Genomic DNA, 24,146 nt, shown 5'->3' on the forward strand with positions numbered 1-24,146 from the left:
GTGCCGGCCCGTCCCGTCGCCCCGCCGGCGGGCGGCCTGGGCTGGGCGAACCTCGGCATGGACATCGTGTCCGTCACCCGTGTCCGCAGGCTTCTCGCCCAGTACGGGGAGAAGTTCTTCGAGCGCATGCTCACCCCCGGCGAACTCGCCGACTGCCGCACCTCGTCCGGGCTCGACGTGCTGAGCCTGTGCGGACGGATCGCGGCGAAGGAAGCGGCCTTCAAGACGTTACGCGTCCGCGGCAGGTTCCTGCCCTGGCCCGACATCGTCGTACGGCGTTCCGAGGGCGGCTGGCCGCTGGTGGAGCTGCACCGCGCCGCGGCCGAGATGGCCTCGGAGTCCGGCATCACCGAGATCACCGTGTCCATCAGCCACGACGTGGACTACGCGGTCGCGGTCGCCGCGCCGATCATCGCCCCCACCCCTTACGTATCCAGCATTCCAAGCGAGCAGTAGCTAAAAGGAGAGCAATCATGGCCGACGGCCTGCAGACGGTGAAGAACTGGATCCTCGAGCGTCACCCGGAGCGCGCGGACATCGCGCCCGACCTCGACCTGATCGAGAACCGGCTCATCGACTCGCTGTCCTTCGTCGAGTTCGTCTTCCTCCTGGAGCAGGAGAGCGGCACCGCCATCCAGATGGAGACCCTGGAGGTCGACTCCATCCGCACCCTCGCCGCGATCGAGCAGCACTTCTTCAAGGCCCAGGTGGAGGTGGGCCAGGCATGAGCCGCCGCCTGTTCACCTCGGAGTCCGTGACCGAGGGCCATCCCGACAAGATCGCCGACCGGATCAGCGACACCATCCTGGACGCGCTCCTCGCCCAGGACCCGCACTCCCGGGTCGCCGTGGAGACCCTGATCACCACCGGCCAGGTCCACATCGCCGGCGAGGTCACCACCGGTGCGTACGCGCCGATCGCCCAGCTGGTGCGCGACGCCGTCCTGGACATCGGCTACGACTCCTCCGCGAAGGGCTTCGACGGCGCCTCCTGCGGCGTGTCGGTGTCCATCGGCGCCCAGTCGCCGGACATCGCACAGGGCGTCGACACCGCGTACGAGTCCCGGGTCGAAGGAGCGGGCGATGAGCTCGACGCCCAGGGCGCCGGCGACCAGGGCCTGATGTTCGGCTACGCCTGCGACGACACCGCCGAGCTGATGCCGCTGCCGATCGCCCTCGCGCACCGGCTCTCGCGCCGGCTCACCGAGGTCCGCAAGAACGGCACCGTGCCCTATCTGCGGCCCGACGGAAAGACCCAGGTCACCATCGAGTACGACGGGGACCGACCGGTCCGCCTCGACACGGTGGTCGTCTCCTCCCAGCACGCCGCCGACATCTCCGTCGAGGGCCTGCTGACCCCGGACATCCGCGAGTACGTCGTCGAGCACGTCCTCAAGGAGCTGGTGGAGGAGGGGGTGACCCTGGAGTCCGACGGCTACCGGCTCCTGGTCAACCCCACCGGGCGCTTCGAGGTCGGCGGCCCCATGGGCGACGCCGGCCTCACCGGCCGGAAGATCATCATCGACACGTACGGCGGCATGGCTCGCCACGGCGGCGGCGCCTTCTCCGGCAAGGACCCCTCCAAGGTCGACCGCTCGGCCGCGTACGCCATGCGCTGGGTCGCGAAGAACGTCGTCGCGGCCGGGCTCGCCAAGCGCTGCGAGGTGCAGGTCGCGTACGCCATCGGCAAGGCGGAGCCGGTCGGTCTCTTCGTGGAGACCTTCGGCACGGGCACCCTGCCGGACGAGCGGATCCAGGAGGCCGTCACCGAGGTCTTCGACCTGCGGCCGGCCGCGATCGTCCGCGACCTGGACCTGAAGCGGCCCGTCTACGCGGCGACCGCGGCGTACGGGCACTTCGGCCGGGAGCTGCCGGAGTTCACCTGGGAGCGCACCGACCGGGTGGCCGCCCTGAAGACGGCCGCGGGCGTCTGAGGGACCACGGAGCCAAGGGAGCTGAAGGAGTCGACATGCGTATCGCTGTCACCGGATCCATCGCGACCGACCATCTGATGACCTTTCCCGGATGGTTCAGCGAGCAGCTGCTCGCCGACCGTCTCGACCGGGTCTCCCTGTCGTTCCTCGCCGACAACCTGGAGGTCAGGCGCGGCGGAGTGGCAGCGAACATCGCCTTCGGGCTCGGCGTGCTCGGCCTGCGCCCGATCCTCGTGGGCGCGGTCGGCGCCGACTTCGAGCCGTACCGGATCTGGCTGAAGGACCACGGTGTGGACACCGACTCGGTGCGCGTCAGCGAGTCGCTCCACACCGCCCGGTTCGTCTGTACCACCGACCGGGCGCAGAACCAGATCGCCACCTTCTACGCCGGAGCGATGGCCGAGGCCCGCGAGATCGACCTGCGGGAGGTCGTCGCCCTGGCGGGGTGCCTGGAACTCGTCCTGGTCTCCCCGGACGACCCCGAGGCCATGCTGCGGCACTCCCGCACCTGCCGCGAGCTCGGGGTCCCCTTCGCCGCCGACCCGTCACAGCAGCTGGCGCGGCTCGACGGCGGGCAGGTGCGGGAACTGGTGGACGGGGCACGCTTCCTGTTCACCAACGAGTACGAGACGGCCCTGCTCCTGGACAAGACCGGCTGGGCCGAGGCGGACGTGCTGCGCCGCGTCGGCACCTGGGTCACCACTCACGGCGAGGCCGGGGTACGGATCCGCGGCGAGGGCCGGGCCCCGCTCGCCGTGCCGGCCGTGCCGGTCGCGGGCGTGGTCGACCCGACGGGCGTCGGCGACGCCTTCCGGGCCGGCTTCCTCGCCGGAACGCTGTGGGGCGTGCCCGAGCGGTGCGCGGCCCAGCTGGGCTGCGCGGTCGCCTCGACCGTCCTCGACTACGTGGGGACGCAGGAGTACCGGCTGCACCGGGAGCCGCTCCTGGACCGGATCAGGACGACGTACGGGATGGGCTGCGCGGCCGAGCTGCTCACCCATCTGAGGGGGCTGACGTGAGCCAGGGCAGACGATCGCTGCGAGAAGAGTTCGCCACCCGGGTCGTGGTGGCCGACGGGGCGATGGGCACCATGCTCCAGGCCGCCGACCCGACGATGGAGGACTTCCAGGACCTGGAGGGCTGCAACGAGATCCTCAACGTCACCCGGCCCGACATCGTGGCCTCCGTCCACGACGCCTACTTCGCGGTCGGCGTGGACTGCGTGGAGACCAACACCTTCGGCGCCAACCTCGCCGCGCTCGCCGAGTACGGCATCGAGGAGCGCGTGTACGAGCTGTCCGAGGCCGGCGCCCGGATCGCCCGTACCGCCGCCGACGCCCACACGGCCGCCGACGGCCGCCCCCGCTGGGTGCTCGGCTCCATGGGACCCGGCACGAAGCTGCCGACCCTCGGGCACGTCACGTACGAGCCGCTGCGCGACGCCTACCAGCAGAACGCCGAGGGCCTGATCCGCGGCGGCGCCGACGCGCTGCTCGTCGAGACCTCCCAGGACCTGCTCCAGACGAAGGCGGCCGTCATCGGCGCCCGCCGGGCCCTGGACTGGTGCGGGCTCGACCTGCCGCTGATCGTGCAGGTGACCGTCGAGACGACGGGCACCATGCTGCTCGGCTCCGAGATCGGGGCGGCGCTGACCGCCCTGGAGCCGCTCGGCATCGACATGATCGGCCTCAACTGCGCCACCGGGCCGGCCGAGATGGCCGAGCACCTGCGCTACCTGTCCCGGCACGCCCGCATTCCCGTGTCGGTGATGCCCAACGCGGGCCTGCCGGTGCTCACCTCGGACGGGGCGCACTACCCGCTGTCGCCGGCCGAACTCGCCGACGCCCAGGAGGCGTTCGTACGGGACTACGGACCCGCCCTGGTGGGCGGCTGCTGCGGCACCACCCCCGAGCACCTGCGGGAGATCGTGGCGCGGGTGCGGGGCGCGGCCGTGCCGGCCAGGACGCCGGAGGCCGAGCCGGGCGCCTCGTCGCTGTACAGCCATGTGCCGTTTCGCCAGGACACCTCGTACCTGGCGATCGGCGAGCGGACCAACGCCAACGGGTCGAAGAAGTTCCGCGAGGCCATGCTGGAGGGCCGCTGGGACGACTGCGTGGAGATGGCCCGCGACCAGATCCGCGAGGGCGCGCACCTGCTCGACCTGTGCGTGGACTACGTGGGGCGGGACGGCGCCGCCGACATGGCGGAGCTGGCCGGGCGGTTCGCGACGGCCTCCACCCTGCCGATCGTGCTCGACTCCACCGAGGTCGGCGTGCTGCGGGCCGGCCTGGAGAAGCTGGGCGGGCGGGCCGTGCTCAACTCGGTCAACTACGAGGACGGTGACGGGCCGGAGTCGCGGTTCGCGCAGGTCACGTCGCTGGCGAGGGAGCACGGGGCGGCGCTGATGGCGCTGACCATCGACGAGGAGGGGCAGGCCCGCACGCCGGAGAAGAAGGTGGAGATCGCGGAGCGGCTGATCGCCGACCTCACCGGGAACTGGGGGATCAGGGAGTCGGACATCCTGATCGACACCCTCACCTTCACCATCTGTACGGGACAGGAGGAGTCGCGGCGGGACGGCATCGCCACCATCGAGGCGATCCGTGAGCTGAAGCGGCGGCATCCCGACGTACAGACGACGCTGGGTCTGTCCAACATCTCCTTCGGGCTCAACCCGGCCGCGAGGATCGTGCTCAACTCGGTCTTCCTCGACGAATGCGTGAAGGCGGGGCTCGACTCGGCGATCGTGCACGCGTCGAAGATCCTGCCCATCGCGAGGCTGGAGCCGGAGCAGGTCGAGGTCGCGCTGGACCTCGTCTACGACCGGCGGCGGGAGGGTTACGACCCGCTGCAACGGCTCCTGGAGCTCTTCGAGGGCGCCACGGCCAGGTCCCTGAAGGCCGGCAAGGCGCAGGAGCTGCTCGCCCTGCCGCTGGACGAGCGGCTGAAGCGGCGGATCATCGACGGCGAGAAGAACGGCCTGGAGGGTGATCTGGACGCGGCCCTGGCCGGACGTCCGGCGCTCGAGATCGTCAACGACATCCTGCTCGACGGCATGAAGACGGTCGGCGAGCTGTTCGGCTCCGGGCAGATGCAGCTGCCGTTCGTGCTCCAGTCCGCCGAGGTGATGAAGACGGCGGTGGCCTATCTGGAGCCGTTCATGGAGAAGTCGGACGCGGACGGGAAGGGGACGATCGTCCTCGCGACCGTGCGCGGCGACGTCCACGACATCGGCAAGAACCTCGTCGACATCATCCTCTCCAACAACGGCTACAACGTCGTCAACATCGGCATCAAGCAGCCGGTCTCCGCGATCCTGGAGGCGGCGGAGGAGTCCCGGGCGGACGTCATCGGCATGTCGGGTCTCCTGGTGAAGTCCACAGTGATCATGAAGGAGAACCTGGAGGAGCTGAACGGCCGGGGGCTGGCCGAACGCTTCCCCGTGATCCTCGGTGGGGCCGCGCTGACCAGGGCGTACGTCGAACAGGACCTGCACGAGATCTACCAGGGCGAGGTCCGCTACGCTCGCGACGCCTTCGAGGGCCTGCGCCTGATGGACGCGCTCATGGGCGTCAAGCGCGGCGTGCCCGGAGCCGTACTCCCCCCGCTCAAGCAGCGCCGGGTGCCGAAGCGCGACACCCCCGTCGCCCAGGTGCGGGAGCCCGAGCCGGCCGGCCGCTCCGACGTCGCCACCGACAACCCCGTACCCGAACCCCCCTTCCTCGGGACCAGGGTCGTCAAGGGCATCCAGCTCGCCGACTACGCACCCTGGCTCGACGAGACCGCCCTCTTCAAGGGCCAGTGGGGCCTCAAGGACGACGAGACCATCGGGACGGAGGGCCGGCCGCGCCTGCGCGCCTGGCTCGACCGCCTCCAGACGGACCACCTCCTCGAAGCAGCCGTCGTCTACGGCTGGTTCCCCTGTGTGTCCAAGGGCGACGACCTGATCGTCCTGGACGAGGACGGAGGCGAGCGGACCCGCTTCTCCTTCCCCCGCCAGCAGCGGGGCCGCCGCCTCTGCCTGGCCGACTTCCACCGCGCCGAGGACTCCGGCGAGATCGACGCCGTCGCGATGCAGGTGGTCACCGTCGGCTCCCGGATCGGCGAGGAGACGGCGCGGCTCTTCGCCGCCGACGCCTACCGGGACTACCTCGAACTCCACGGCCTGTCCGTGCAGTTGGCGGAGGCGCTGGCCGAGTACTGGCACGCGCGGGTGCGCGCCGAATGGGGAATCGCGGGCTCTTCGGAGCCGGCGTCCCTCGCAGGCATGCTCCGCACCGAGTACCAGGGCTGCCGCTACTCCCTCGGCTATCCGGCCTGCCCCGACCTGGAGGACCGGGCGAAGATCGCCGCGCTGCTCCGCCCGGAGCGGATCGGGGTCGAGCTGTCGGAGGAGTACCAGCTGCACCCCGAGCAGTCCACGGACGCGATCGTCGTCCACCACCCGGAGGCGAGCTACTTCAACGCGGGAGGCCGCAGATGAGCGCGACCTTCTCCTTCGAGTTCTTCCCGCCGAAGACGGACAAGGGCGAGCGGACCCTGTGGGAGGCGATCCGCCGGGTCGAGGCCCTGTCCCCGGACTTCGTCTCGGTGACCTACGGCGCCGGCGGCTCGTCCCGCGACCGGACCGTCGAGGTCACCAAGCGGATCGCGGCCGAGACGACCCTGAGGCCCGTCGCGCACCTGACGGCCGTCGGGCACTCGGTGGCCGAACTGCGCTCGATCATCGGCGCGTACGCGGACGCGGGCGTCCGGGACGTGCTCGTGCTGCGCGGCGACCCGCCCGGCGATCCGCGCGGCGCGTGGACACCGCACCCGCAGGGCTTCACGTACGCACACGAACTGGTCGGGCTGGTCCGCTCGTTGGGCGAGTTCCGGATCGGCGTGGCGGCCTTCCCCGAGGGCCACCCCAGGTCGGCGGGTCCGGCGGAGGACCTCGCGCACTTCGTCGCCAAGTGCCGGGCCGGCGCCGACTACGCCATCACGCAGATGTTCTTCGACCCGGAGGACTACCTGCGGCTCCGTGACCGGGTGGCGGCCGCAGGCTGCGACACCCCGATCATCCCGGAGATCATGCCGGCGACGGACGCGCGCCAGATCCGGCGCTTCGCGGAGCTGAGCGACGCCGCGTTCCCCGAGGACCTGGCGCACCGCCTCGAGCGCGCCAAGGACGACCCGGCCGCCGCGTACCGCATCGGGGTCGAGCACGCGACGGCGATGGGCCTGCGGCTGCTCGCGGAAGGGGCACCGGGCCTGCACTACATCACCCTCAACAGGTCCACGGCGGCGCTCGAAATCCACCGAACGATCAGCAATGCTAGGAGAGTTGTCCATGTCTGACACCGCGGCCCGCACGGCCTTCACGGACTTCAAGGTCGCCGACACCGGCCTGGCGGCGTTCGGCCGCAAGGAGATCACCCTCGCCGAGCACGAGATGCCGGGCCTGATGGCGATCCGCCGCGAGTACGCGGCCGCCCAGCCGCTGGCCGGGGCGCGGATCACCGGCTCGCTGCACATGACCGTGCAGACGGCCGTGCTGATCGAGACGCTCGTCGCGCTCGGCGCGCAGGTCCGCTGGGTGTCCTGCAACATCTACTCCACGCAGGACCACGCGGCCGCCGCCGTCGCCGCCGCGGGCATCCCGGTCTTCGCCTGGAAGGGCGAGACCCTGGAGGAGTACTGGTGGTGCACCGAGCAGGCGCTGACCTGGCCGGACGCCGACGGGCCCAACATGATCCTGGACGACGGCGGCGACGCCACGCTCCTCGTCCACCTGGGCGTCGAGCGCCAGAAGTCCGGCGCGCTGCCGGAGGCGGCCAGCGAGGAGATGGCCGTCGTGCGGGCCCTGCTGGAGAACAGCGCCCTCAACTGGTCCGCCATCGCCGCCGGCATCCGCGGCGTGACCGAGGAGACCACCACCGGCGTCCACCGGCTGTACGAGATGCACCGCGAGGGCTCGCTGCTCTTCCCGGCGATCAACGTGAACGACGCCGTGACGAAGTCGAAGTTCGACAACAAGTACGGCTGCCGGCACTCGCTGGTCGACGGCATCAACCGGGCCACGGATGTGCTGATCGGCGGCAAGACGGCCGTCGTGTGCGGCTACGGCGATGTCGGCAAGGGGTCGGCGGAGTCGCTGCGCGGGCAGGGCGCGCGGGTGATCGTCACCGAGATCGACCCGATCTGCGCGCTCCAGGCGGCCATGGACGGCTACCAGGTCGCGACCCTGGACGACGTGGTGGAGACGGCCGACATCTTCATCACCACGACGGGCAACAAGGACATCATCATGGCGTCCGACATCGCCCGCATGAAGCACCAGGCCATCGTCGGCAACATCGGCCACTTCGACAACGAGATCGACATGGCGGGTCTCGCGCAGCTCCCCGGGATCGTGAAGGACGAGGTCAAGCCGCAGGTCCACACCTGGACCTTCCCGGACGGCAAGGTCGTCATCGTCCTGTCCGAGGGGCGGCTGCTCAACCTGGGCAACGCGACGGGCCACCCCTCGTTCGTGATGTCCAACTCCTTCGCGGACCAGACGCTGGCCCAGATCGAGCTCTTCACGAAGACCGCGCAGTACCCGATCGGCGTCTACACGCTGCCCAAGCACCTCGACGAGAAGGTCGCCCGGCTGCACCTGGACGCCCTCGGCGTCCGCCTCACCACCCTCCGCCCGGAGCAGGCCGCGTACATCGGCGTGCCGGTCGAGGGCCCGTACAAGCCCGACCACTACCGCTACTGATGTGTACGGATCGCACGGCGGACGACGCGCGTGACCCCTGGCTGCCGGACCGGCTCCTGAGAGCGGAGCGGGACCTGCTGATGCCGCTCCTGCGGCGCACGCCCGAGGAGGCGTACGAGCTCCGCACCGCCTGCCCCGGCTGGACCGCCCGGCAGGTGCTGGCGCACTGCGCGGCGGCGCTGGTCAGGATCGTCGAGGGGCGGCTCGAGGAGGGCGTCTTCCTGCCGGACGCCAACGCCGCCGACGTCGCCGAACGCGAGGACTGGCCGCTCGGCCGGATCCTCGACGAGCTGGAGCGGGGCCTCACCGAGGCGGGGCCGGTCATCGCCGGGCAGTCGGACGGCCGGCTGGACGCGGTCGCGCTCGGCGAGTGGGTCCACGCCGGAGACGTACGGGAGGCCTTCGGCGAGCCGGGCGCCTATTGCGGGGCCGCCCTGGATCTGGCCCTGTCGCTGCTGTCCGTGACCAGCCGCAAGCGGGAGACGCCCCGGTTGCTGGGCGTCCTGGCCGACCGGGATGGCGAGGTGGCCCTGGGCAACCCGGCCCCGGGGCGTCCGCCGGCGCGCTTCCGGGGTGATGCGGCGACCCTGATCCGGATCTATTCGGGCCGTCCGCTGGTGCGGACCCGGTACGAACTGACGGGGGCGACGGAGCAGGAGCTGCTCATCTACCGCTGAGGGCGAACCCGAAGGAGCCGGTGAAGAGGATCAGGCACCGGCTGGGGCGGTAGCTCTTCCGGGAGTGCACGCGGCGCACAGCGTCTCGTCCGCCAGGGGCCGGAACAGCATCGGTTGTACGTGTTCGCCCTCGCACTCCCGGGCCGCGGCCAGCCGCGCCGAAAGGCGCGGGCCGGCGGGCGGCTCGGGCGGCGTGGGGGCTACGGGCGGGACCTCGCGCAACAGATACCGCACGAGCCCACCGGGCCGGTACACGGGCGCCTCGCCCCCGGGCAGTCCCCGCAGGATGTGCTGGTGCACGTCGGCGACCGTGTGCCCGGCGGCCAGCCAGCGCCCGGCGAGCCGCCCCAACTCGTCCCGCATGCCGGGCGGGATGTGGCGTAAGGCGGGCGAGAGCAGCGGCAGCGCTCCGACGAGTGCCCGACCCTCCTGGGCAACGTCGGGCTCGGGCTCGGGCTCGGGCCCGGGTTCCGGCTCGGGCTGGGGATCGGCCTCCGGTTCGGGATCGGCCTCCGGTTCGGGATCGGCCTCCGGTTCGGGCGGAAGGTCGGAGGTCTCTCCCCCCGGATCTTTCTCTGGATGACCGTCGGTGCACGGGGTGGTCGGCCGACCGACGGCCGGAATCCCGGGACCCGGTACGACTCCGGGCATGCACCCGAGCAGCTTGGCGGCCTCCGCCGCACTCAACGGCTGGTTGGACACGAGCTGTTGCGTCACCCACCTGCCCCCGGGCCCCTGCACCCGCCGCTCGTGAACGAAGCCCTCCTCCTTGAGCTGCCGCTTCGCCCGGGTGAACGCGCATGCTCCGATCCGGGCACGTTCGGCGGTCCGCGACAGCGACTCGCGAGCACCCTCGGGCAGCGAAAGCTGCCAGGTCAGGAGCCGCACGGCATCGGATCCGAGGCGCGGATGACGGATGATCTCGTGGGAGAACCGGGTGAAGCAGCGCGAGGGCGCGATAAAGTTCCGGTACATCACGGTGGAGTCGGCTTCCACTAGTGGTCGAGGCCCTCGCTGATGGTTGGCGCCATCGCGGGGGCCGATTTGCGTGAACCGTACCGTACGGAGGGTGTCGGTGTGAACGCGTCGAGTGAATATGCCCCGCGAGAGTGACCCCTCGTCCACTGCCCCCAACTCGGCCCGCCGCGAAGGCCGCTGTAGCGGGGACCCACACGTGAGCAGGACGGATGACCCCGCTGGAGCGGGGGGCATCCGTTCTTCTCACGAGGATTCAGCGGACGGCCGCCTTGGCCGAGCTGCTCGGGGTCGTGGACGAGGTGATCGCCGGGGCCGGGTCCTGCCTCCGCCACAGCGTGCTGCGCAGATCGGAACCGCGGACGAGCTGTATGCGCCAGGGATCGATCCGCAGGACGTGGTAGCCGGGATCGTCGGGACCGCCACGCCAGTAGTGGACCGGGTCGTAGCCCACACCCGGCGGACCGCCCCGCTTGTACAGGTCCCACGCATGAAGTCTGGATTCCTCGTCATCGGCCCAGGTGGTGACGCTGTCCACGAAGACCGCGTTCTGACGGGGATTCCAGTACGCGTACGTCGTGTGCGGGTTGCCCGCGAGGTGCGCGCTCTTGACGGGGGTCCGGTACGCGGCGAGCCAGCCGATCGGCTCTCCGTCGACGATCTCCCACACGGGCAGCAGCACACGAGCGCGCGGACGGTGCCGGCGGTCGACGGTGACCATGGTCGCGTACTTGATGTCGCGGATGTAGCCGAGGAAGGAGTCCTGGATCTCGGAGAACTCGCTGACGGTGTCGGCCATGAGTCTGTCCCTTCGAGGATCAGCGTCGAGGATCAGCGGGAGACGGGGGCGTTGATGCGCTCAGCGGCAGCGTCCACCGCGGCGGACGGCTCTCCGCCGCGCCGGGTGCGCAGGCCGAAGGCGCTGATGGCAGCGGCGGCGACCGATGCCGCGAAGGGGACGAGCAGACCGGCCCGGTAACCGTCCAGCAGTGCGGCAGGAGTCGCCGCGTGCGTGGCGGCCACGCTGACGGCGGTGACTGCGGAGAGCCCGAGGGCGGCACCGAACTGGAAGGCGGTGTAGAGGAGACCGCCCGCGAGTCCCTGCTCCTCCTCCGCGATCCCTTCCGTGGCCACGATGGTGAGCGGGCCGTACGCCAGGGAGAACGCGAGGCCGAGGAAGATCAGGCTCGGGAACATCGCCGCGTAGCTCCAGTCCGCTCCCAGCGGGAGGAACAGCCCGTAGGCGAGCACCGCGAGGAGGAGCCCCCCGGAGATCACCTTGGCGGTGCCGAAGCGGCTGACCAGCCGTGGGGTGAGGGTCGGCGAGAGAATCGCGTCGACCCCGATGACCAGCATCGCGAAGCTCGTCTGCAGCGTCGACCAGTCGCGCAGTTCCTGGAGGTACAGCACGACCAGGAACTGGAAGCCGAAGAACCCGGCGGCGAACAGCATCGCCGAAAGGTTCGCCCGCACCAGGGAGCCGTTGCGGAAGATACCCATGCGTACCAGGGGCTCGGGGGAGCGCCGTTCGATGACGAGGAAGGCCGCGAAGAACGCCAGCCCGGCCAGCAAGGTGCCGGCGCTGGCGGTGATCCCGGCGTGGGCCGCACGCTCGACGCCCAGCACGATCAGCACGAGGGCAGCGGTGACGGTGAGCGCGCCGGCGGCGTCGACCGGCTTGCCGGACCGGTCCGGGCGGGCCGACTTGGGGACGAACGCGAGGGCTGCGACGAGGATGAGGAAGGAGAGCACGACCGGGGCGAAGAAGACCCAGCGCCAGCCGACGGCGGTGAGCAGCCCACCGGCGACCAGGCCGATCGTGAAGCCTCCCGCGGCGGTGCCCGAGTAGATGAGCAGGGCCTTGTTCCGCTCCGGACCCTCGGCGAAGCCCGTGGTGATGACGGACAGACCCGCCGGGGTCATGAAGGCTGCGGCGACGCCCGTGATGAACCGCGCGACGATCAGCATCCATCCCTCGGTGGAGAGTCCGCCGAGCCCGGAGAACAGCAGGAAGACGGTGAGCCAGAAGACGAACATCTGACGGCGTCCGAACAGGTCGGCCGCCCGTCCGCCGAGGAGCATGAAGCCGCCGTAACCGAGTACGTAGGCGCTCATGACCCACTGCAGCTCACCGGTGGACAGGCCGAGGTCGGCGCGGATCGACGGCAGTGCCACGTTGAGCATGGCGACATCGATGCCTTCGAGGAAGATCGCGCCGCACAGCACGAGCAGGATGCCCCACTTGTGTGCGCTCAGCCCGCTCGAAGTACTCAAGGCACTCATGACGATGAACTCCTTCCGGAGTGGTGGGTGTTGGTGGTGCCTCAAGCTTTCGCCACGCCCCGGACGGGAACAACGGCGATGATCGCAACGTTCGGTCAGCCAGGCTTACCGATCCATGTCCCATGCGATCCCGGAGAAGTGCGTGGACCAGAACGAGCTCGAATGCTTTCTCGTACTCGCCGAAGAACTGCACTTCGGCCGTACCGCAAACCGCCTGCGCCTGTCCCGCGCCCGGGTCAGTCAGCTCATCCGGAAACTGGAGCGCCGCGTCGGAGCGCCGCTGTTCACGCGCACGAGCCGCCGCGTGGCCCTCACCAGCCTGGGCAGCCGCCTCCGTGACGACCTCGCACCGCACTACCGCGGCATCGAGAACGCCCTGGTGCGTGCCGTCGCCTCGGCACGAGGCATCGAAGGAGTCCTGCACGTCGGCTTCTCCACGCCGTTGGCCGGCGAGATGGTGATGAAGACGATCGAGAAGCTGCGCATCACCCATCCCGAACTCGCCGTCGAGGTATGCGAGGTGCCGCTCTCCGATCCGTACGGAATGCTGCGAAAAGGCGACTTCGACCTCCAGCTGACGGACTTCCCCGTGCGCGAGGACGACCTGACCCGCGGCCCGACACTCCTCGCCGAGGACAGGGTGCTGGCTGTCGGGGCCGGGCATCCCCTGGCGGGGCGGGACACGGTGACGCTTGAGGACCTGGCCCACGTGCCGCTGCTGACGATCGCGGGAGACATCCCGGACTACTGGCTGGAGCATCAACTGCCGACGCGCACACCCAGCGGCAGGCCCATCGCGCAGGGGCCGTCCGTCACCAACTTCCAGGAGGCCCTGACACTCGTCGCCGGCGGCAAGGGAGCCTTGCTGTCAGGCGCCCACATCGCCCTCTACCACGGCCGTCCCGGTATCTCCTACGTCCCGGTGGAGGGAGACAAGCCCCTCGGATACGGCCTGACGTGGCGGTCCGGCGGCGGCAACCGGGCGATAGAGCTCTTCGGTCGCCTGGCAGGCGAGATCGCCCGGGACATGGCTCCGGCCGATCCCAGGAGAGCGGTACCCGGCTGATCGGCCACCCCGGGGTGCCAGCCCTGGGTGCTGAAGTCCTCGGCCGAACCGCAGCCGAGCCAGTGTCGGCATCGCCCGTTCGGGTCCCGTTGCGGTGCGCCCGCGGGCGGCGGCTGGTGTGCTGGTCGGGACCCTCACCGATCGCGTACGGGAGCAACGCCATGGCCGTCATCGTCACCGTCGAGATTCCCGGCGGCACCCAGGAGATCTACGAGCGCACCAACCAGAGGATCACCACCGCGTCCTGGTGGCCGCCCGAGGGGTTCCTCGCCCATGCGGCGGGGCCCGACGGATCGGGAGGCTGGCGGGTGATCGACTTCTGGGAGTCGGAGCAGGCGTTTCAGGCCTTCGTGGAGAAGGCGATGCCGATCTTCCAGGAGGAGGGGACGCCGCCGATCATGCCGAGGATCGACGAGGCGGTGAACGTCGTCATCCGATAAACCCTTTGCGGGCGTCCCCCCGGGCGGGCCAGGCTGCACCGCATGACCACAGACCTCTTCGCCGCCGACGGGCGCCTCAAGGCGATCCCACGCAGGCCCGCCCGCCGGGCGGCCCTGCTGGACCATCTCGCCGCCACCCTCTTCGAGCCCACCCGCGTGTACAGCGAGCGCGAGGTGAACGAGGCCCTGAAGACCGTGCACGAGGACTTCCCGGCCCTGCGCCGCTATCTGGTGATCGGCGGGCAGCTGGCCCGTACGAAGGACGGCTCGGCCTACCGGCGACAGCCCGGCGCCCCCGCAGGAGCGACCCCCGCCGTCGCGTGATCGCCGCGGCCCTGGCCGGCCTGCTCGCCGGCTACGGCATCGCGATCCCGGTGGGCGCGGTCGGCGCCTACCTGGTCGCCGTCACGGCCCGCACCGGCTGGCGTACGGGCGCGGCGGCGGCGCTCGGTGTCGCCACGGCGGACGGCGTGTACGCCCTGCTCGCGGTGGCGGGCGGCTCGGCCCTGGTGCCGCTGCTCACCCCGGTGATGACCCCGCTCCGGTGGGTCTCCGCGCTGGTCCTGGTGGCTCTTGCGGTACGGGCGGCCCTGACGGCCCTGGCCGCGCACCGTTCCGGCCGTCTCGCCTCACGCGACGATGCCGCTACGGCGCTGTCCCCGGCCCGCGCGTACCTCACCTTCCTGGGCATCACGATCCTCAACCCCATGACGGTGATCTACTTCGCCGCCCTCATCCTCGCCACCGGCCCAGAGGCTCCCGCCTCGGCCCCCGAACGCACCGCCTTCGTCCTGGCCGCCCTCCTCGCCTCCGCGACCTGGCAACTCCTCCTCGCCACCGGCGGCACCCTCCTGGGCCGCACCCTGACCGGCGCCCGCGGCCGTCTCACGACGGCCCTCGCCTCGAGCACGCTGATCGCCGTGCTCGCGGTGCATCTGGTGGTGTAGGAGGCTCGTTCAGCCGACGTCCAGCCGGAGCATGGAGATGTCCGGGCGCACCTTGGCGATGGCCTGGAAGTCGTCGTCCACGTGGATCAGTGTGAGGCGGTGCTGCCCGGCCGTCAGCGCGATCAGAATCTCCATGGGGGAAGGACCCCGGTGGTGGCCGATCCTGACCAGGTCGCGCTGGACCGCGATGACCTCCGGCCATGGATCGTCCATGGGGGCAGGACACGGCCTAGGACGGGGCGATGTTCTGGTTGTGGTGGAAGACGTTGTCCGGGTCGTACGTCTTCTTCACCTCGGCCAGCCGGTCGTAGTGCCCGCGGTACGTCGCCCGCACCCGCTCCTGTCCCTCGTCCGCGCCCAGGAAGTTGACGTACCCGCCGCCCATCGAGTGCGGGTGCAGGGCGGCCCAGTAGTCCACGGCCCACTTGCGGACGAGGTCCGCCTCGGCCGGCTCCGGGCTGATCCCGGCGACCACGCCGGACCAGACCGCGTCCCGGTAGGCCCAGGCCGAGTCCACCGGGCCGGGGCGGTGGGCGGCGCCGTCGACCGGGTAGAGGTGCATCGTCGACAGTTCCGTGGGGATGTTCTCCAGGAACGTGCGGTGCACGTCGATCGCGTCGTCCGTGATCCGGTCGAAGAAGTCACCGCGCCAGTACCACTGCAGACCCTTCGGCATCAGCTCGTCGAACATCGACTGGACCGCCGGATACGGCATCGGCGTCGCGAAGTGGAAGGCGGGCGGGGCCGGTTCGGCCACCGGCGCGAACACCTCGGCCAGCCGTTCCTCGTCCGGCGTCCCGGTGAAGCACCACACCACGCCGCACATCTTCTTCCCGTGGATCTCCTCGGGGAACGGCGGCCCGGGCGGCACCACGAGCACCGCGAAGAAGCCGTTCAGCTCCTCCGGCGCCGCCGGCAGGAACTCCCGGTACCAGCGCAGCACCGCCCCGATGTGCTCCGGCTCCCACAGGGTGACCGCGAGCCCGACCGCGTCCACCGGGTGCAGGGCGTACGTGAAGGAGGTGACCACCCCGTAGTTCCCGCCGCCGCCGCGCAGCGCCCAGAACAGGTCCGGGTGCTCCTCCGCCGAGGCCGACACGAACGAGCCGTCCGCGAGGACCACGTCCGCCCCGAGCAGGTTGTCGACGGTCAGCCCGTACGCGCGGGTCAGATGCCCGTGCCCGCCGCCGAGGGTCAGCCCGCCCACACCGGTCGTCGACATGATCCCGGCCGGGGTGGCGAGGCCGAAGCCGTGCGCCTCGTGGTCGAGGTCGCCGAGCCGGCTGCCGCCGCCGACCCGCGCCGAGCGGTCCTGCGGCGCCACCCGCACCCAGCGCAGCGCCGACAGGTCCACCATCAACGCCCCGTCGGCCAGACACAGTCCGCCACCGCTGTGCCCGCCGCCGCGCACCGTGAGATCCATGCCGCTGTCGCGGGCGAAGCGCACCGCCGCCCGTACGTCCGTCGAATCCGCGCACCGCGCGATCACCGCGGGCCGCCGGTCGATCATCGCGTTGTAGATCGCCCGGGCCTCGTCGTACTCCGCGTCCTGCGGTCCGATCACCTCGCCGCGCAGTGCCTCGCGCAGGGTCTCCACAGCCGTACCGCCCATGACCACTCCTTCAGGGCACCCCTGCCGACGGCCGCGCCAAGGGCCGAACGGCCCTGCCTTCAGTCTCCCCCTCGGCGTGGCACCCCGCCTCCCGGGCCCGGGGCTCGGCATCCTGTCGGCATGGTCGACGGTGGAGAGTACGGAGACGACCGCGGCGCCCTGCTCCAGGCCTCGGCCAGGGGCTGGCTGACGCTCCAGCTGGCGGCGCTCGGCTTCGTGGGCCTGTGCGGCGCGCTGAAGGCGGGCGGGTCGGGGACCGCGGCCCCGCGGTCCGTCGAGGCGATCGCCGGCGTTCTGGTGCTGCTCGCCCTGTTCGTCGCCTGTCTCGCGGTCTATCTGGTCGGCCGCACGGCGTGGCCGCACGCCACGGCCGCCGACGACCCGTCCCGGGCCGCCCGGCGTCTGCGTACCGGCCTCGCCCTGACCTTCGTCACCGTCCTCCTGACGGCCGTCGCCGCCACGACCTCCTGGTGGCCCGAGCCCGCCTCGGCGAGTCAGGCCCCGGGCACGGCCGGCACCGCCACCGTGGAGGTCACCACCGCCACCGGCACCTGGTGCGGCGAACTGGCCCGGGGCACGAGCGCGTTGACCCTGTCCGTGCAGGGCCGGACGGTCGAGGTGCCGCTCAGCGAGGTGGTGGCGGTCACCCCCGTCGCCGCGTGCACGCGCTCATGACCCCGCCGACGGAACGCCACGCCATGACGGAGCACAGCGACCGGGCCGAGAGCAGCGACCCGACGCTCAGGAAGGAACCGACCGAGCCGACCGAGAAGGCGGAGCCCACCGACCCGATGGACAGGAAGGACCCGACGGACCCGATCGACAGGAACGAGTCCTTCGACCAGAGGGAGAGGTAGGAGCCGTTCCGGCTGCTGCTGCCCATGCTCCGATCGTAGGCGGTCAGGGTGCCGACGTGCGCGTGCTGCTCGTCGAGGACGACGACAACCTCCGGTTCGGTGTGGCCGCGGGCCCTGCGTGCCGCCGGACTCGCCGTGGACGAGGCCGCGGACCTGCCCGAGGCCGACGAGGCCCTGTTCGTCACGGCGTACGACTGCGCCGTCTTCGACCGGATGCTGCCGTCAGGCGACGCCGCCGCGTACGTCGACGGGCTGCGCCGCGCTGGTCTGGTGGTGGGCACGACGGGCGACCCGGCCACGCCGTACGAGGAGGCGGTCAGCCTGGTGCGGCAGTTCCCCTGGAACACGCCCGAGGGCCTGCCCGCGACGAAGACGAAGCGGACAGGCCCCCGGGAGTGCCGTGCGGGTGCCGGGCAGCGCCTACTTCAGCGCGGACAGGGCGGCCTCGTAGTTGGGCTCCTCGGAGATCTCGTTGACGAGCTCGGTGTGCAGGACCTTGTCGTCCTCGTCGAGGACGACGACGGCGCGGGCGGTCAGGCCCGCCAGGGCGCCGTCGGCGATGTCCACGCCGTAGGCGGTGTGGAACTCGCGGCCGCGGAGGGTGGAGAGGTTCTTGACGTTCTCCAGGCCCTCGGCGCCGCAGAAGCGGGCCTGGGCGAAGGGCAGGTCGGCGGAGATGCAGAGCACCACGGTGTTGTCGAGGCCGGCCGCCTCCGCGTTGAACTTGCGCACCGACGACGCGCAGGTCGGGGTGTCGACGCTCGGGAAGATGTTGAGCACCTTGCGCACGCCCGCGAAGTCCTTGAGGGACTTGTCCGCGAGGCCCTCGCCGACCAGGGTGAACTCGGGAGCCTGGCTGCCGGTGGCGGGCAGGGTGCCGTTGACCTGTACCGGGTTGCCCTTGAGCGCGACCTGGGCCATGGGGATCTCCTTCGACTGACGTCACATGGGTTGTGCTGGCCTCCCGATCGTACTTCGCGCGGAATAGCCATCTCGCTGACCGGAACCGACTTGCCCGCGGCGTTCCCGACCGGCGAGGCTCCCCGCTGGCCGTCTCAAGGCCGTACGGGATTCGGGGGATAACGTGACAAATCGGGTACTGGGTGTCGGGCTGCGGCAGCGACATCTGGCCATGATCGCGCTGGGCGGGGCCATCGGCGCGGGGCTCTTCGTCGGTTCGGGGGTGGGGATCGCGGCCGCCGGGCCCGGCATCCTCGTCTCGTACGGGCTCGCGGGCGTCCTGACGACGCTGGTGATGCGGATGCTGGGGGAGATGTCGGCGGCGCGCCCGGTGACCGGCTCGTTCGCGGAGCACGCGCGGCGGGCGTTCGGGCCGTGGGCCGGGCTGCTGGCGGGCTGGATGTACTGGGCGCTGCTCGTGGTGAGCGTGGCGGCGGAGGCGATCGGCGCGGGGCGGATCATGACCGGCTGGGTGCCGGGGGTGCCGGTCTGGGCGTGGGTGGCCGTGTTCATGGCCGTGTTCACGGCGGGGAACCTGGCGGGGGTGCGCCACTTCGGCGAGCTGGAGTTCTGGTTCGCCGGCCTGAAGATCGCCGCCATCTGCGGCTTCCTCGCGCTCGGCGCCGCCGTCCTGGCCGGCCTGCTGCCCGGCCACCCGTCGCCGGGCGCGGCCCATCTCACCGGTGACGGCGGCTTCCTGCCGCACGGCTGGCACGGGGTGGCCGTCGGGTTGGTGGCGGCGGTGTTCGCGTTCGGCGGTCTGGAGACGGTCACCATCGCGGCCGCCGAGTGCGGCGACCCGGCCCGGGCGGTGCGCGCGGGCGTACGGGCGGTGGTGTGGCGGGTCTCGGTCTTCTACCTGGGTTCGATGGCGGTGATCGTGGCCCTGGTGCCGTGGAACGCGCCGGGCGTCGCGGAGGGACCGTACGCCGCCGTGATGGAGCGGACCGGCGTCGCGGGCGCGGCCGACGTGATGCGGGCGGTGGTCCTGGTGGCGCTGCTCTCGGCGATGAACGCCAACGTCTACGGCTCCTCGCGCATGCTGTTCGCCCTGGTGGGGCGCGGGGACGCGCCCCGCGCCCTGGGGCGGGTGCGCGGGGGCGTCCCGTACGCGGCCGTCCTGGCCTCCGCCGCGTTCGGCTTCGGCTCGGTGGTCCTCAGCCTGCTCTGGCCGCGTACGGTCTTCCCGTTCCTGCTGCACTCGATCGGCGCGGCGATCCTGCTGGTGTGGGCCCTGGTCGCCGCCTCCCATCTGCGCCTGCACGGCCCGTCGGTGCGGGCGGTGGCGGCGCTCGCCGGGATCGGCGGGGTGCTCGTGTTCATGCTGGGCGACCCGGCGAGCCGTAGCCAGCTCCTGACCACGGGCGCGTGGGCGGTGGGGCTGCTGTGCTGGGCGGGCGTCAGGCGGTGGCGTAGCGCGCCAGGAACAGGTCCACTCCCGAGCTGATCACCCGGGTGAGCTCGGCGTCGTCGACCTCGGCGTCGGGCGCGAAGGTGTGCACGAGCTGCGGCACCCCTACGGTGACCGCCACGAGCTGCTGCACGGCGAGCTCGGGGTCGGGGACGTCCAGCGCGCCGCGCGCGTGCAGCGCGGTGAAGGCGTCGATCAGCGGCCCGTTGTTCATGTCGTAGCTGACCCGGTACCAGAGCTGCCCGAGCTGCGGGAAGCGGTCGATCTCGCCGATCACCAGACGGCGCAGCGACATGATGTCGCGGCGCAGCAGGATCCGGGCCCAGTCGGTGGTGAGCCGGACGAGGGCCGCGCGCAGGTCGGGGGCGTCGGCGATGGTGGAGTTGGCGGGCTCCAGATCGGCGTACGTCTGTGGCAGGACGCCGCCGATGACGGCGAGGAACAGTCGCTCCTTGCTGCCGAAGTGCTTGTAGATGGTGGCCTTGGAGACGCCGGAGCGCTGGGTGATGGCGTCCATGGAGGCCGCCGAGTAGCCCTCGGCGAGGAACTCGGCGAGGGCGGCGTCGATGATCGCCCGGCGCTTGCGGGAGGCGGCGTCGGCGGGGTCGGGGATGACCGGGATGCCGTACTCGTCGAGCACGTCCTTGGTCTCGGTGCCCATGAGGGGGTGTCCTTAGGCGACGGGGGCGGCGGGGCCGGTCAGTATATGAACTGAACGGTTCGGTCTGCAAAGGGTCGTGGGCGGCTGCGGAGGCTCAGCCGGCCACCAGGGCGGCCGCCAGGGCGGGACCGGCGGCGACGCCGATGAGGAAGGCCAGGTTGAACAGGCCGATCGCGCTGCCGTGCCGGTCCTGGGGGAGGGCCTGCACGGAGGCTCCGACCAGCGTCCCCTGGCCGCCCGCGGTGACGAACGAGCTCGCACCGGCTCCGACGAGGACGGCGAGCGGCCAGGGCGCCGCCGACGCGAGGACGGCGGCGGCGAGCGAGCCGCCCGCCAGCACGGCCCGGGTCCGGCCGGTGCCGAGCCGGGGTGCCGTACGGATCAACTGCCAGGACAGCAGGGCCCCCACGAGCGTTGCGACCGAGGCGGCCGCGCCGATCTGGACGGGGCTCCATCCGCTGAGCGCGGCGACCCGGCGCGGAGCGCCGTACAGGAGCGCGAAGTTGACGGTCGAGAGGGCGAGCATGAGCCCGGCGGCGGCGAGGAAGCGCCGGTCGCCGAGAACGTCGAGGGGCACTCCTCCGGTACGGCTCCGGGGGCGGTCCTCGGCGGTCGCCGCGGGTCCCGCCGCGCGCAGGGCGGGCAGCAGGACCAGGAGGCTGAGCAGCGGCAGCACCAGCGCGCCCCGCCAGCCGGCGGCCCCGGCGACGGCCGCGCCCACGAAGAGCCCGGCGGTGCCCCCGACGGCGCTGCCGATCGCGACGATCCCGGGCGCCCGGCCCGTCCGGTCCCGCCCGGCGATCTGGAAGGCCGCGACGTTGAGCCCGGCGGCCCCGGCCGCCTCCAGGACGCGCCCCGCCACCGCGAGCGGCAGGCTCGGGGCGAGCAGGACGACGGCGGCGCCTATCAGCACGAGCGCGGCGCCGGCCCGCACGGTGCCGGCCGGGCCGCGGCGGCCCGCCGTACCGGAGAGCAGCGGCGTGCCGATCGCCATGCCGAGCCCGTAGACGGTCATCAGCCAGGCCACGGCGGTGGGGGAGGCGCCCGACTCCCGTGCGGCGGCGGGGAGGGCGAGGCTCGGCCCGGAGGCCCCCATGGCGGCGGGCGCGGCGAGCGCGGCGAGGGGGAACCCGCGGGGTGGCCGGGCGGCGGGCGGTAAGGCGCGCCGGGTTGCCGAGCGGGGGGTGTGGGAGGCGTGGGAGGCGCGGGGGGTCGACATGGGCTCGAATGAACTACACCATTCAGTTCATTGTCAATACTGAACCGTCTGGTTGACAGACTGAACCGACCGGTTTAGCTTCTGGGTCGTCAACTCCCTGACCGGCAACGGTCATCGACCGGAATCACCCGAAGGAGCACCCCATGCCCGCGTCCCGCGTCCTCGCCATCTCCGGTTCGCTGCGCGCCGACTCCCACAACACGCAACTGCTGCGCGCCGCCCAGAAGTTCAACACCGGCCAGGACATCGAGATCTACGAGGGCCTGCGCGAGATACCGCCGTACGACCTCGACCTCGACACCCCCGAACTGCGCCCCGCCCCCGTGGCCGAGCTGCGCCGCCGGGTCCAGGAGGCGGACGGACTGCTCATCGCCACACCCGAGTTCAACTACTCGGTCCCCGGTGTGCTCAAGAACGCCCTCGACTGGCTGAGCACCGACTGGACCCGCACCGAGGGCCTCCCCCTCAACCGCAAGCCCCTCGCCATCATGGGCGCGGCTCCCACCAACTTCGGCACCGTGCGCGCCCAGCTCGCCCTGCGCCAGATGTTCGTCTGGACCGACAGCGACGTCGTCGTGAAGCCCGAGGTCCACGTCTTCCGCTCGCACGAGCGCTTCGACGCCGACGGCAACCTGACGGACGAGGTCACCATCGAGCTGCTGCAGGGCCTGCTCAGCGCCCTGCAGGCGAAGATCGAGGCGGCCGGCGGCCGGTCGTGAGAAGCGCTCGCGGGGGCGGACACTCGCCGATGTGACCGGCGCCGAAGCCGAGCGCCCGGCGACCGCCTCGGTCAGCGGACGACGTCGAACACGTTCTTCTGCACGCCGTTGGCGTACGCCTCGTGCTCGACCAGCCTCAGCTTCTGTGCGTCCTTGTCCGAGGTGCTGAACAGGCGCTTCCCCGCGCCGAGCAGGAGCGGGAAGACGAGCAGGTGGTAGCGGTCGATCAGGCCGGCGTCCGCGAGGCTCCGGCTCAGGGAGGCGCTCCCGTGCACGATGATCGGGCCGCCCTCGGTCTCCTTCAGCGCGGCGACCTCGTCGAGGGTACGCAGGATCGTGGTCTCGCCCCAGTCGGTGACCAGGTCGTCGTCGGTGAGCGTGGTGGAGACGACGTACTTCGGCATCAGCTTGTATTCGGCGAACTCCGCCATGCCGGGCCACACCGGGCTGAAGGCCTCGTAACTCGTCCGGCCCAGCAGCATCGCGGTGGCCTCCTGCTGCTCGCGGCCCTTGATCTCGTACGCCTCGGGGAGGAACTCGACGTCCTTGAAGGTCCATCCGGAGTTGCGGTAGCCGGGCTCGCCGCCCGGGGCCTCCACGACGCCGTCGAGCGAGATGAAGGCGGTGCTGATCAGGGTGCGCATCGGGTTCCTCGGTTTCTCGGGTCCTGTTGTCGGCGGATCAGGCCGTTGCGTGAACTCTGACTGAGGATCACGGAGAAAGTAATCGGCGCATTCACCTCTGCCCTTGACGCCCCACCGGCAACGCCGACCGCTCAAAGAAACGGGGCGGCGTACGCCGACGGGGTGTCGGTGGGTACGCCGCCCTGGGGTGGGACGAGCCGGCGGGAGGTGCCCCGCGTGGTCATGACGGTTACTTCGGGTCGGCGTTGAACTTCGAGGTCGACCAGAAGTAGCCGAGCACCGCGAGGCCCAGGCACCAGGCGACCGCGATCCAGCCGTTGTTGCCGATCTCGCTGCCGAGCAGCAGGCCGCGGAGGGTCTCGATGGCGGGGGTGAAGGGCTGGTACTCGGCGATCGGCTGGAACCAGCCCGGCATCGCGTCGGTGGGGACGAAGGCGCTGGAGAGGAGCGGCAGCAGGATCAGCGGCATGGCGTTGTTGCTGGCGGCCTCGGCGTTCGGGCTGATCAGGCCCATGCCGACGGCGATCCAGGTGAGCGCCAGGGAGAACAGCACCAGCAGGCCGAAGGCCGCGAGCCACTCCAGGACGGTCGCGTCGGTGGAGCGGAAGCCGATGGCCACGCCGACGGCGCCGACGAGGACGACGCTGGCGACTGACTGCAGGACGCTGCCGACGACGTGCCCGATGAGCACGGCCCCACGGTGGATCGCCATCGTCCGCAGGCGGGCGATGATGCCCTCGGACATGTCGGTGGAGACGGAGACCGCGGTGCCGATCGTCGTACTGCCGATGGTCATCAGCAGCAGGCCGGGCACGATGTAGGCGATGTAGTCGGAGCGGTCGCCGCCGCCGATGCCCGCGCTCATGGTGTCGCCGAAGATGTAGACGAAGAGCAGCAGCAGCATGATCGGCGTCAGCAGCAGGTTGAGGGTGAGGGACGGGTAGCGCCGGGCGTGCAGGAGGTTGCGGCGCAGCATCGTGGTCGAGTCGCGGACGGC

26 protein-coding genes and 1 pseudogene are annotated in these 24,146 nt (G+C 71.4%); 17 read left to right on the forward strand and 10 right to left on the reverse strand.

What is annotated here, in order from left to right; all coding sequences use genetic code 11:
• From acpS to ACIGEZ_RS33630, 8 genes are read left to right on the forward strand one after another with little or no spacing between them, the layout of a single operon-like run.
• On the forward strand, nucleotides 1-456 hold the full coding sequence (gene acpS, locus ACIGEZ_RS33595; RefSeq protein WP_399839007.1) for a holo-ACP synthase: 456 nt from the start codon (nucleotides 1-3) through the stop codon (nucleotides 454-456).
• 17 nt (nucleotides 457-473) lie between these two features.
• Complete coding sequence (locus tag ACIGEZ_RS33600) at nucleotides 474-728, forward strand: phosphopantetheine-binding protein (RefSeq protein WP_399839010.1); 255 nt, start codon at nucleotides 474-476, stop codon at nucleotides 726-728.
• Nucleotides 725-1,933 carry a methionine adenosyltransferase gene (gene metK / locus ACIGEZ_RS33605; RefSeq protein WP_399839013.1) on the forward strand — a complete coding sequence of 403 codons (1,209 nt, stop codon included), beginning with the start codon at nucleotides 725-727 and terminating at the stop codon, nucleotides 1,931-1,933. Before ACIGEZ_RS33600 ends, metK begins: the two co-directional genes overlap by 4 nt.
• A gap of 35 nt (nucleotides 1,934-1,968) precedes the next feature.
• A complete protein-coding gene (locus ACIGEZ_RS33610; RefSeq protein ID WP_399839016.1) occupies nucleotides 1,969-2,952 on the forward strand; it encodes a carbohydrate kinase family protein in 984 nt (327 codons plus the stop codon).
• Nucleotides 2,949-6,416 (forward strand): methionine synthase, encoded by a 3,468-nt coding sequence (gene metH, locus ACIGEZ_RS33615; protein WP_399839019.1) that lies wholly within the window; start codon nucleotides 2,949-2,951, stop codon nucleotides 6,414-6,416. Before ACIGEZ_RS33610 ends, metH begins: the two co-directional genes overlap by 4 nt.
• A complete protein-coding gene (gene metF / locus ACIGEZ_RS33620; RefSeq protein WP_399839022.1) occupies nucleotides 6,413-7,273 on the forward strand; it encodes a methylenetetrahydrofolate reductase [NAD(P)H] in 861 nt (286 codons plus the stop codon). Before metH ends, metF begins: the two co-directional genes overlap by 4 nt.
• On the forward strand, nucleotides 7,266-8,678 hold the full coding sequence (ahcY, locus tag ACIGEZ_RS33625) for an adenosylhomocysteinase (protein WP_399839025.1): 1,413 nt from the start codon (nucleotides 7,266-7,268) through the stop codon (nucleotides 8,676-8,678). The genes metF and ahcY overlap by 8 nt, the downstream gene beginning before the upstream one ends.
• On the forward strand, nucleotides 8,678-9,355 hold the full coding sequence (locus tag ACIGEZ_RS33630; protein ID WP_399839028.1) for a maleylpyruvate isomerase family mycothiol-dependent enzyme: 678 nt from the start codon (nucleotides 8,678-8,680) through the stop codon (nucleotides 9,353-9,355). The genes ahcY and ACIGEZ_RS33630 overlap by 1 nt, the downstream gene beginning before the upstream one ends.
• A 30-nt stretch (nucleotides 9,356-9,385) precedes the next feature.
• Here ACIGEZ_RS33630 and ACIGEZ_RS33635 read toward each other — a convergent pair whose 3' ends face one another.
• The 3 genes from ACIGEZ_RS33635 to ACIGEZ_RS33645 all read right to left on the reverse strand — a co-directional run bounded on the left by ACIGEZ_RS33635 (nucleotide 9,386) and on the right by ACIGEZ_RS33645 (nucleotide 12,613).
• On the reverse strand, nucleotides 9,386-10,330 hold the full coding sequence (locus ACIGEZ_RS33635) for a hypothetical protein (RefSeq protein WP_399839031.1): 945 nt from the start codon (nucleotides 10,328-10,330) through the stop codon (nucleotides 9,386-9,388).
• A 256-nt stretch (nucleotides 10,331-10,586) separates the two neighbouring features.
• Complete coding sequence (locus ACIGEZ_RS33640) at nucleotides 10,587-11,129, reverse strand: pyridoxamine 5'-phosphate oxidase family protein (RefSeq protein ID WP_399839034.1); 543 nt, start codon at nucleotides 11,127-11,129, stop codon at nucleotides 10,587-10,589.
• Nucleotides 11,130-11,161: 32 nt separating this feature from the next.
• A complete protein-coding gene (locus ACIGEZ_RS33645) occupies nucleotides 11,162-12,613 on the reverse strand; it encodes an MFS transporter (protein WP_399839037.1) in 1,452 nt (483 codons plus the stop codon).
• 115 nt (nucleotides 12,614-12,728) lie between these two features.
• Here ACIGEZ_RS33645 and ACIGEZ_RS33650 point away from each other — a divergent pair, with 115 nt between their 5' ends.
• The 4 genes from ACIGEZ_RS33650 (at nucleotide 12,729) to ACIGEZ_RS33665 (ending at nucleotide 15,066) form a co-directional block, all read left to right on the forward strand.
• Nucleotides 12,729-13,679, forward strand: coding sequence for a LysR family transcriptional regulator (locus tag ACIGEZ_RS33650; RefSeq protein WP_399839040.1), 951 nt, complete (start codon nucleotides 12,729-12,731; stop codon nucleotides 13,677-13,679).
• A 161-nt stretch (nucleotides 13,680-13,840) separates the two neighbouring features.
• Nucleotides 13,841-14,119 carry an antibiotic biosynthesis monooxygenase gene (locus ACIGEZ_RS33655; RefSeq protein WP_399839043.1) on the forward strand — a complete coding sequence of 93 codons (279 nt, stop codon included), beginning with the start codon at nucleotides 13,841-13,843 and terminating at the stop codon, nucleotides 14,117-14,119.
• Between the two features lie 42 nt (nucleotides 14,120-14,161).
• Entirely contained in the window at nucleotides 14,162-14,443 is a 282-nt protein-coding gene (locus ACIGEZ_RS33660) for a DUF2087 domain-containing protein (RefSeq protein WP_399839046.1), read from the forward strand.
• Nucleotides 14,440-15,066: a LysE family transporter gene (locus ACIGEZ_RS33665; RefSeq protein ID WP_399839049.1), complete on the forward strand. Its 627-nt coding sequence runs from the start codon at nucleotides 14,440-14,442 to the stop codon at nucleotides 15,064-15,066. The genes ACIGEZ_RS33660 and ACIGEZ_RS33665 overlap by 4 nt, the downstream gene beginning before the upstream one ends.
• A gap of 9 nt (nucleotides 15,067-15,075) precedes the next feature.
• Here ACIGEZ_RS33665 and ACIGEZ_RS33670 read toward each other — a convergent pair whose 3' ends face one another.
• The gene (locus ACIGEZ_RS33670) at nucleotides 15,076-15,279 is read right to left on the reverse strand and encodes a hypothetical protein (protein ID WP_399839051.1); all 204 of its coding nucleotides are present in this window, start codon (nucleotides 15,277-15,279) and stop codon (nucleotides 15,076-15,078) included.
• A gap of 16 nt (nucleotides 15,280-15,295) precedes the next feature.
• A complete protein-coding gene (locus ACIGEZ_RS33675; protein WP_399839054.1) occupies nucleotides 15,296-16,678 on the reverse strand; it encodes an FAD-binding oxidoreductase in 1,383 nt (460 codons plus the stop codon).
• A 120-nt stretch (nucleotides 16,679-16,798) separates the two neighbouring features.
• Between ACIGEZ_RS33675 and ACIGEZ_RS33680 the strand changes: the two genes are divergently transcribed.
• The 3 genes and pseudogenes from ACIGEZ_RS33680 to ACIGEZ_RS33690 all read left to right on the forward strand — a co-directional run.
• The gene (locus tag ACIGEZ_RS33680) at nucleotides 16,799-17,353 is read left to right on the forward strand and encodes a hypothetical protein (RefSeq protein WP_399839056.1); all 555 of its coding nucleotides are present in this window, start codon (nucleotides 16,799-16,801) and stop codon (nucleotides 17,351-17,353) included.
• A 23-nt stretch (nucleotides 17,354-17,376) separates the two neighbouring features.
• On the forward strand, nucleotides 17,377-17,535 hold the full coding sequence (locus ACIGEZ_RS33685; RefSeq protein ID WP_399839058.1) for a hypothetical protein: 159 nt from the start codon (nucleotides 17,377-17,379) through the stop codon (nucleotides 17,533-17,535).
• A 62-nt stretch (nucleotides 17,536-17,597) separates the two neighbouring features.
• A pseudogene (locus tag ACIGEZ_RS33690) lies at nucleotides 17,598-17,811 on the forward strand (DNA-binding response regulator); the annotation flags it as partial.
• Between the two features lie 144 nt (nucleotides 17,812-17,955).
• On the opposite strand, the gene tpx reads toward ACIGEZ_RS33690, so the two are convergent.
• Complete coding sequence (gene tpx / locus ACIGEZ_RS33695) at nucleotides 17,956-18,456, reverse strand: thiol peroxidase (protein WP_399839061.1); 501 nt, start codon at nucleotides 18,454-18,456, stop codon at nucleotides 17,956-17,958.
• A gap of 211 nt (nucleotides 18,457-18,667) precedes the next feature.
• On the opposite strand from tpx, the gene ACIGEZ_RS33700 reads away from it, so the two are divergent.
• Complete coding sequence (locus ACIGEZ_RS33700; RefSeq protein WP_399839081.1) at nucleotides 18,668-19,942, forward strand: amino acid permease; 1,275 nt, start codon at nucleotides 18,668-18,670, stop codon at nucleotides 19,940-19,942.
• On the opposite strand, the gene ACIGEZ_RS33705 is transcribed toward ACIGEZ_RS33700, so the two are convergent.
• Both ACIGEZ_RS33705 and ACIGEZ_RS33710 read right to left on the reverse strand, forming a co-directional pair.
• Nucleotides 19,896-20,567 (reverse strand): TetR/AcrR family transcriptional regulator, encoded by a 672-nt coding sequence (locus tag ACIGEZ_RS33705; RefSeq protein WP_399839064.1) that lies wholly within the window; start codon nucleotides 20,565-20,567, stop codon nucleotides 19,896-19,898. The genes ACIGEZ_RS33700 and ACIGEZ_RS33705 overlap by 47 nt on opposite strands.
• 94 nt (nucleotides 20,568-20,661) lie before the next feature.
• The gene (locus ACIGEZ_RS33710) at nucleotides 20,662-21,786 is read right to left on the reverse strand and encodes an MFS transporter (protein ID WP_399839067.1); all 1,125 of its coding nucleotides are present in this window, start codon (nucleotides 21,784-21,786) and stop codon (nucleotides 20,662-20,664) included.
• Between the two features lie 143 nt (nucleotides 21,787-21,929).
• Here ACIGEZ_RS33710 and ACIGEZ_RS33715 point away from each other — a divergent pair, with 143 nt between their 5' ends.
• Nucleotides 21,930-22,505 carry an NADPH-dependent FMN reductase gene (locus ACIGEZ_RS33715; protein ID WP_399839070.1) on the forward strand — a complete coding sequence of 192 codons (576 nt, stop codon included), beginning with the start codon at nucleotides 21,930-21,932 and terminating at the stop codon, nucleotides 22,503-22,505.
• A 71-nt stretch (nucleotides 22,506-22,576) separates the two neighbouring features.
• On the opposite strand, the gene ACIGEZ_RS33720 is transcribed toward ACIGEZ_RS33715, so the two are convergent.
• Complete coding sequence (locus ACIGEZ_RS33720) at nucleotides 22,577-23,149, reverse strand: dihydrofolate reductase family protein (protein ID WP_399839072.1); 573 nt, start codon at nucleotides 23,147-23,149, stop codon at nucleotides 22,577-22,579.
• Nucleotides 23,150-23,378: 229 nt separating this feature from the next.
• Nucleotides 23,379-24,146: ABC transporter permease (locus tag ACIGEZ_RS33725; protein ID WP_399839075.1), on the reverse strand; the 768-nt coding region annotated here is incomplete at its 5' end.

This window comes from Streptomyces sp. NPDC085481 (assembly GCF_044541845.1).
Lineage (GTDB): Bacteria > Actinomycetota > Actinomycetes > Streptomycetales > Streptomycetaceae > Streptomyces.

Coding starts and splice junctions, on each gene's coding strand:
- ACIGEZ_RS33640 (WP_399839034.1), bottom strand. CDS start 11,129: ATGGCCGACACCGTCAGCGAGTTCTCCGAGATCCAGGACTCCTTCCTC.
- ahcY (WP_399839025.1), top strand. CDS start 7,266: ATGTCTGACACCGCGGCCCGCACGGCCTTCACGGACTTCAAGGTCGCC.
- tpx (WP_399839061.1), bottom strand. CDS start 18,456: ATGGCCCAGGTCGCGCTCAAGGGCAACCCGGTACAGGTCAACGGCACC.
- ACIGEZ_RS33705 (WP_399839064.1), bottom strand. CDS start 20,567: ATGGGCACCGAGACCAAGGACGTGCTCGACGAGTACGGCATCCCGGTC.
- ACIGEZ_RS33700 (WP_399839081.1), top strand. CDS start 18,668: ATGATCGCGCTGGGCGGGGCCATCGGCGCGGGGCTCTTCGTCGGTTCG.
- metK (WP_399839013.1), top strand. CDS start 725: ATGAGCCGCCGCCTGTTCACCTCGGAGTCCGTGACCGAGGGCCATCCC.
- ACIGEZ_RS33675 (WP_399839054.1), bottom strand. CDS start 16,678: ATGGGCGGTACGGCTGTGGAGACCCTGCGCGAGGCACTGCGCGGCGAG.
- ACIGEZ_RS33630 (WP_399839028.1), top strand. CDS start 8,678: ATGTGTACGGATCGCACGGCGGACGACGCGCGTGACCCCTGGCTGCCG.
- ACIGEZ_RS33610 (WP_399839016.1), top strand. CDS start 1,969: ATGCGTATCGCTGTCACCGGATCCATCGCGACCGACCATCTGATGACC.
- ACIGEZ_RS33680 (WP_399839056.1), top strand. CDS start 16,799: ATGGTCGACGGTGGAGAGTACGGAGACGACCGCGGCGCCCTGCTCCAG.
- ACIGEZ_RS33650 (WP_399839040.1), top strand. CDS start 12,729: ATGTCCCATGCGATCCCGGAGAAGTGCGTGGACCAGAACGAGCTCGAA.
- ACIGEZ_RS33720 (WP_399839072.1), bottom strand. CDS start 23,149: ATGCGCACCCTGATCAGCACCGCCTTCATCTCGCTCGACGGCGTCGTG.
- ACIGEZ_RS33600 (WP_399839010.1), top strand. CDS start 474: ATGGCCGACGGCCTGCAGACGGTGAAGAACTGGATCCTCGAGCGTCAC.
- ACIGEZ_RS33710 (WP_399839067.1), bottom strand. CDS start 21,786: ATGTCGACCCCCCGCGCCTCCCACGCCTCCCACACCCCCCGCTCGGCA.
- ACIGEZ_RS33635 (WP_399839031.1), bottom strand. CDS start 10,330: ATGTACCGGAACTTTATCGCGCCCTCGCGCTGCTTCACCCGGTTCTCC.
- ACIGEZ_RS33715 (WP_399839070.1), top strand. CDS start 21,930: ATGCCCGCGTCCCGCGTCCTCGCCATCTCCGGTTCGCTGCGCGCCGAC.
- ACIGEZ_RS33655 (WP_399839043.1), top strand. CDS start 13,841: ATGGCCGTCATCGTCACCGTCGAGATTCCCGGCGGCACCCAGGAGATC.
- ACIGEZ_RS33670 (WP_399839051.1), bottom strand. CDS start 15,279: ATGGACGATCCATGGCCGGAGGTCATCGCGGTCCAGCGCGACCTGGTC.
- ACIGEZ_RS33660 (WP_399839046.1), top strand. CDS start 14,162: ATGACCACAGACCTCTTCGCCGCCGACGGGCGCCTCAAGGCGATCCCA.
- ACIGEZ_RS33645 (WP_399839037.1), bottom strand. CDS start 12,613: ATGAGTGCCTTGAGTACTTCGAGCGGGCTGAGCGCACACAAGTGGGGC.
- metF (WP_399839022.1), top strand. CDS start 6,413: ATGAGCGCGACCTTCTCCTTCGAGTTCTTCCCGCCGAAGACGGACAAG.
- ACIGEZ_RS33685 (WP_399839058.1), top strand. CDS start 17,377: ATGACGGAGCACAGCGACCGGGCCGAGAGCAGCGACCCGACGCTCAGG.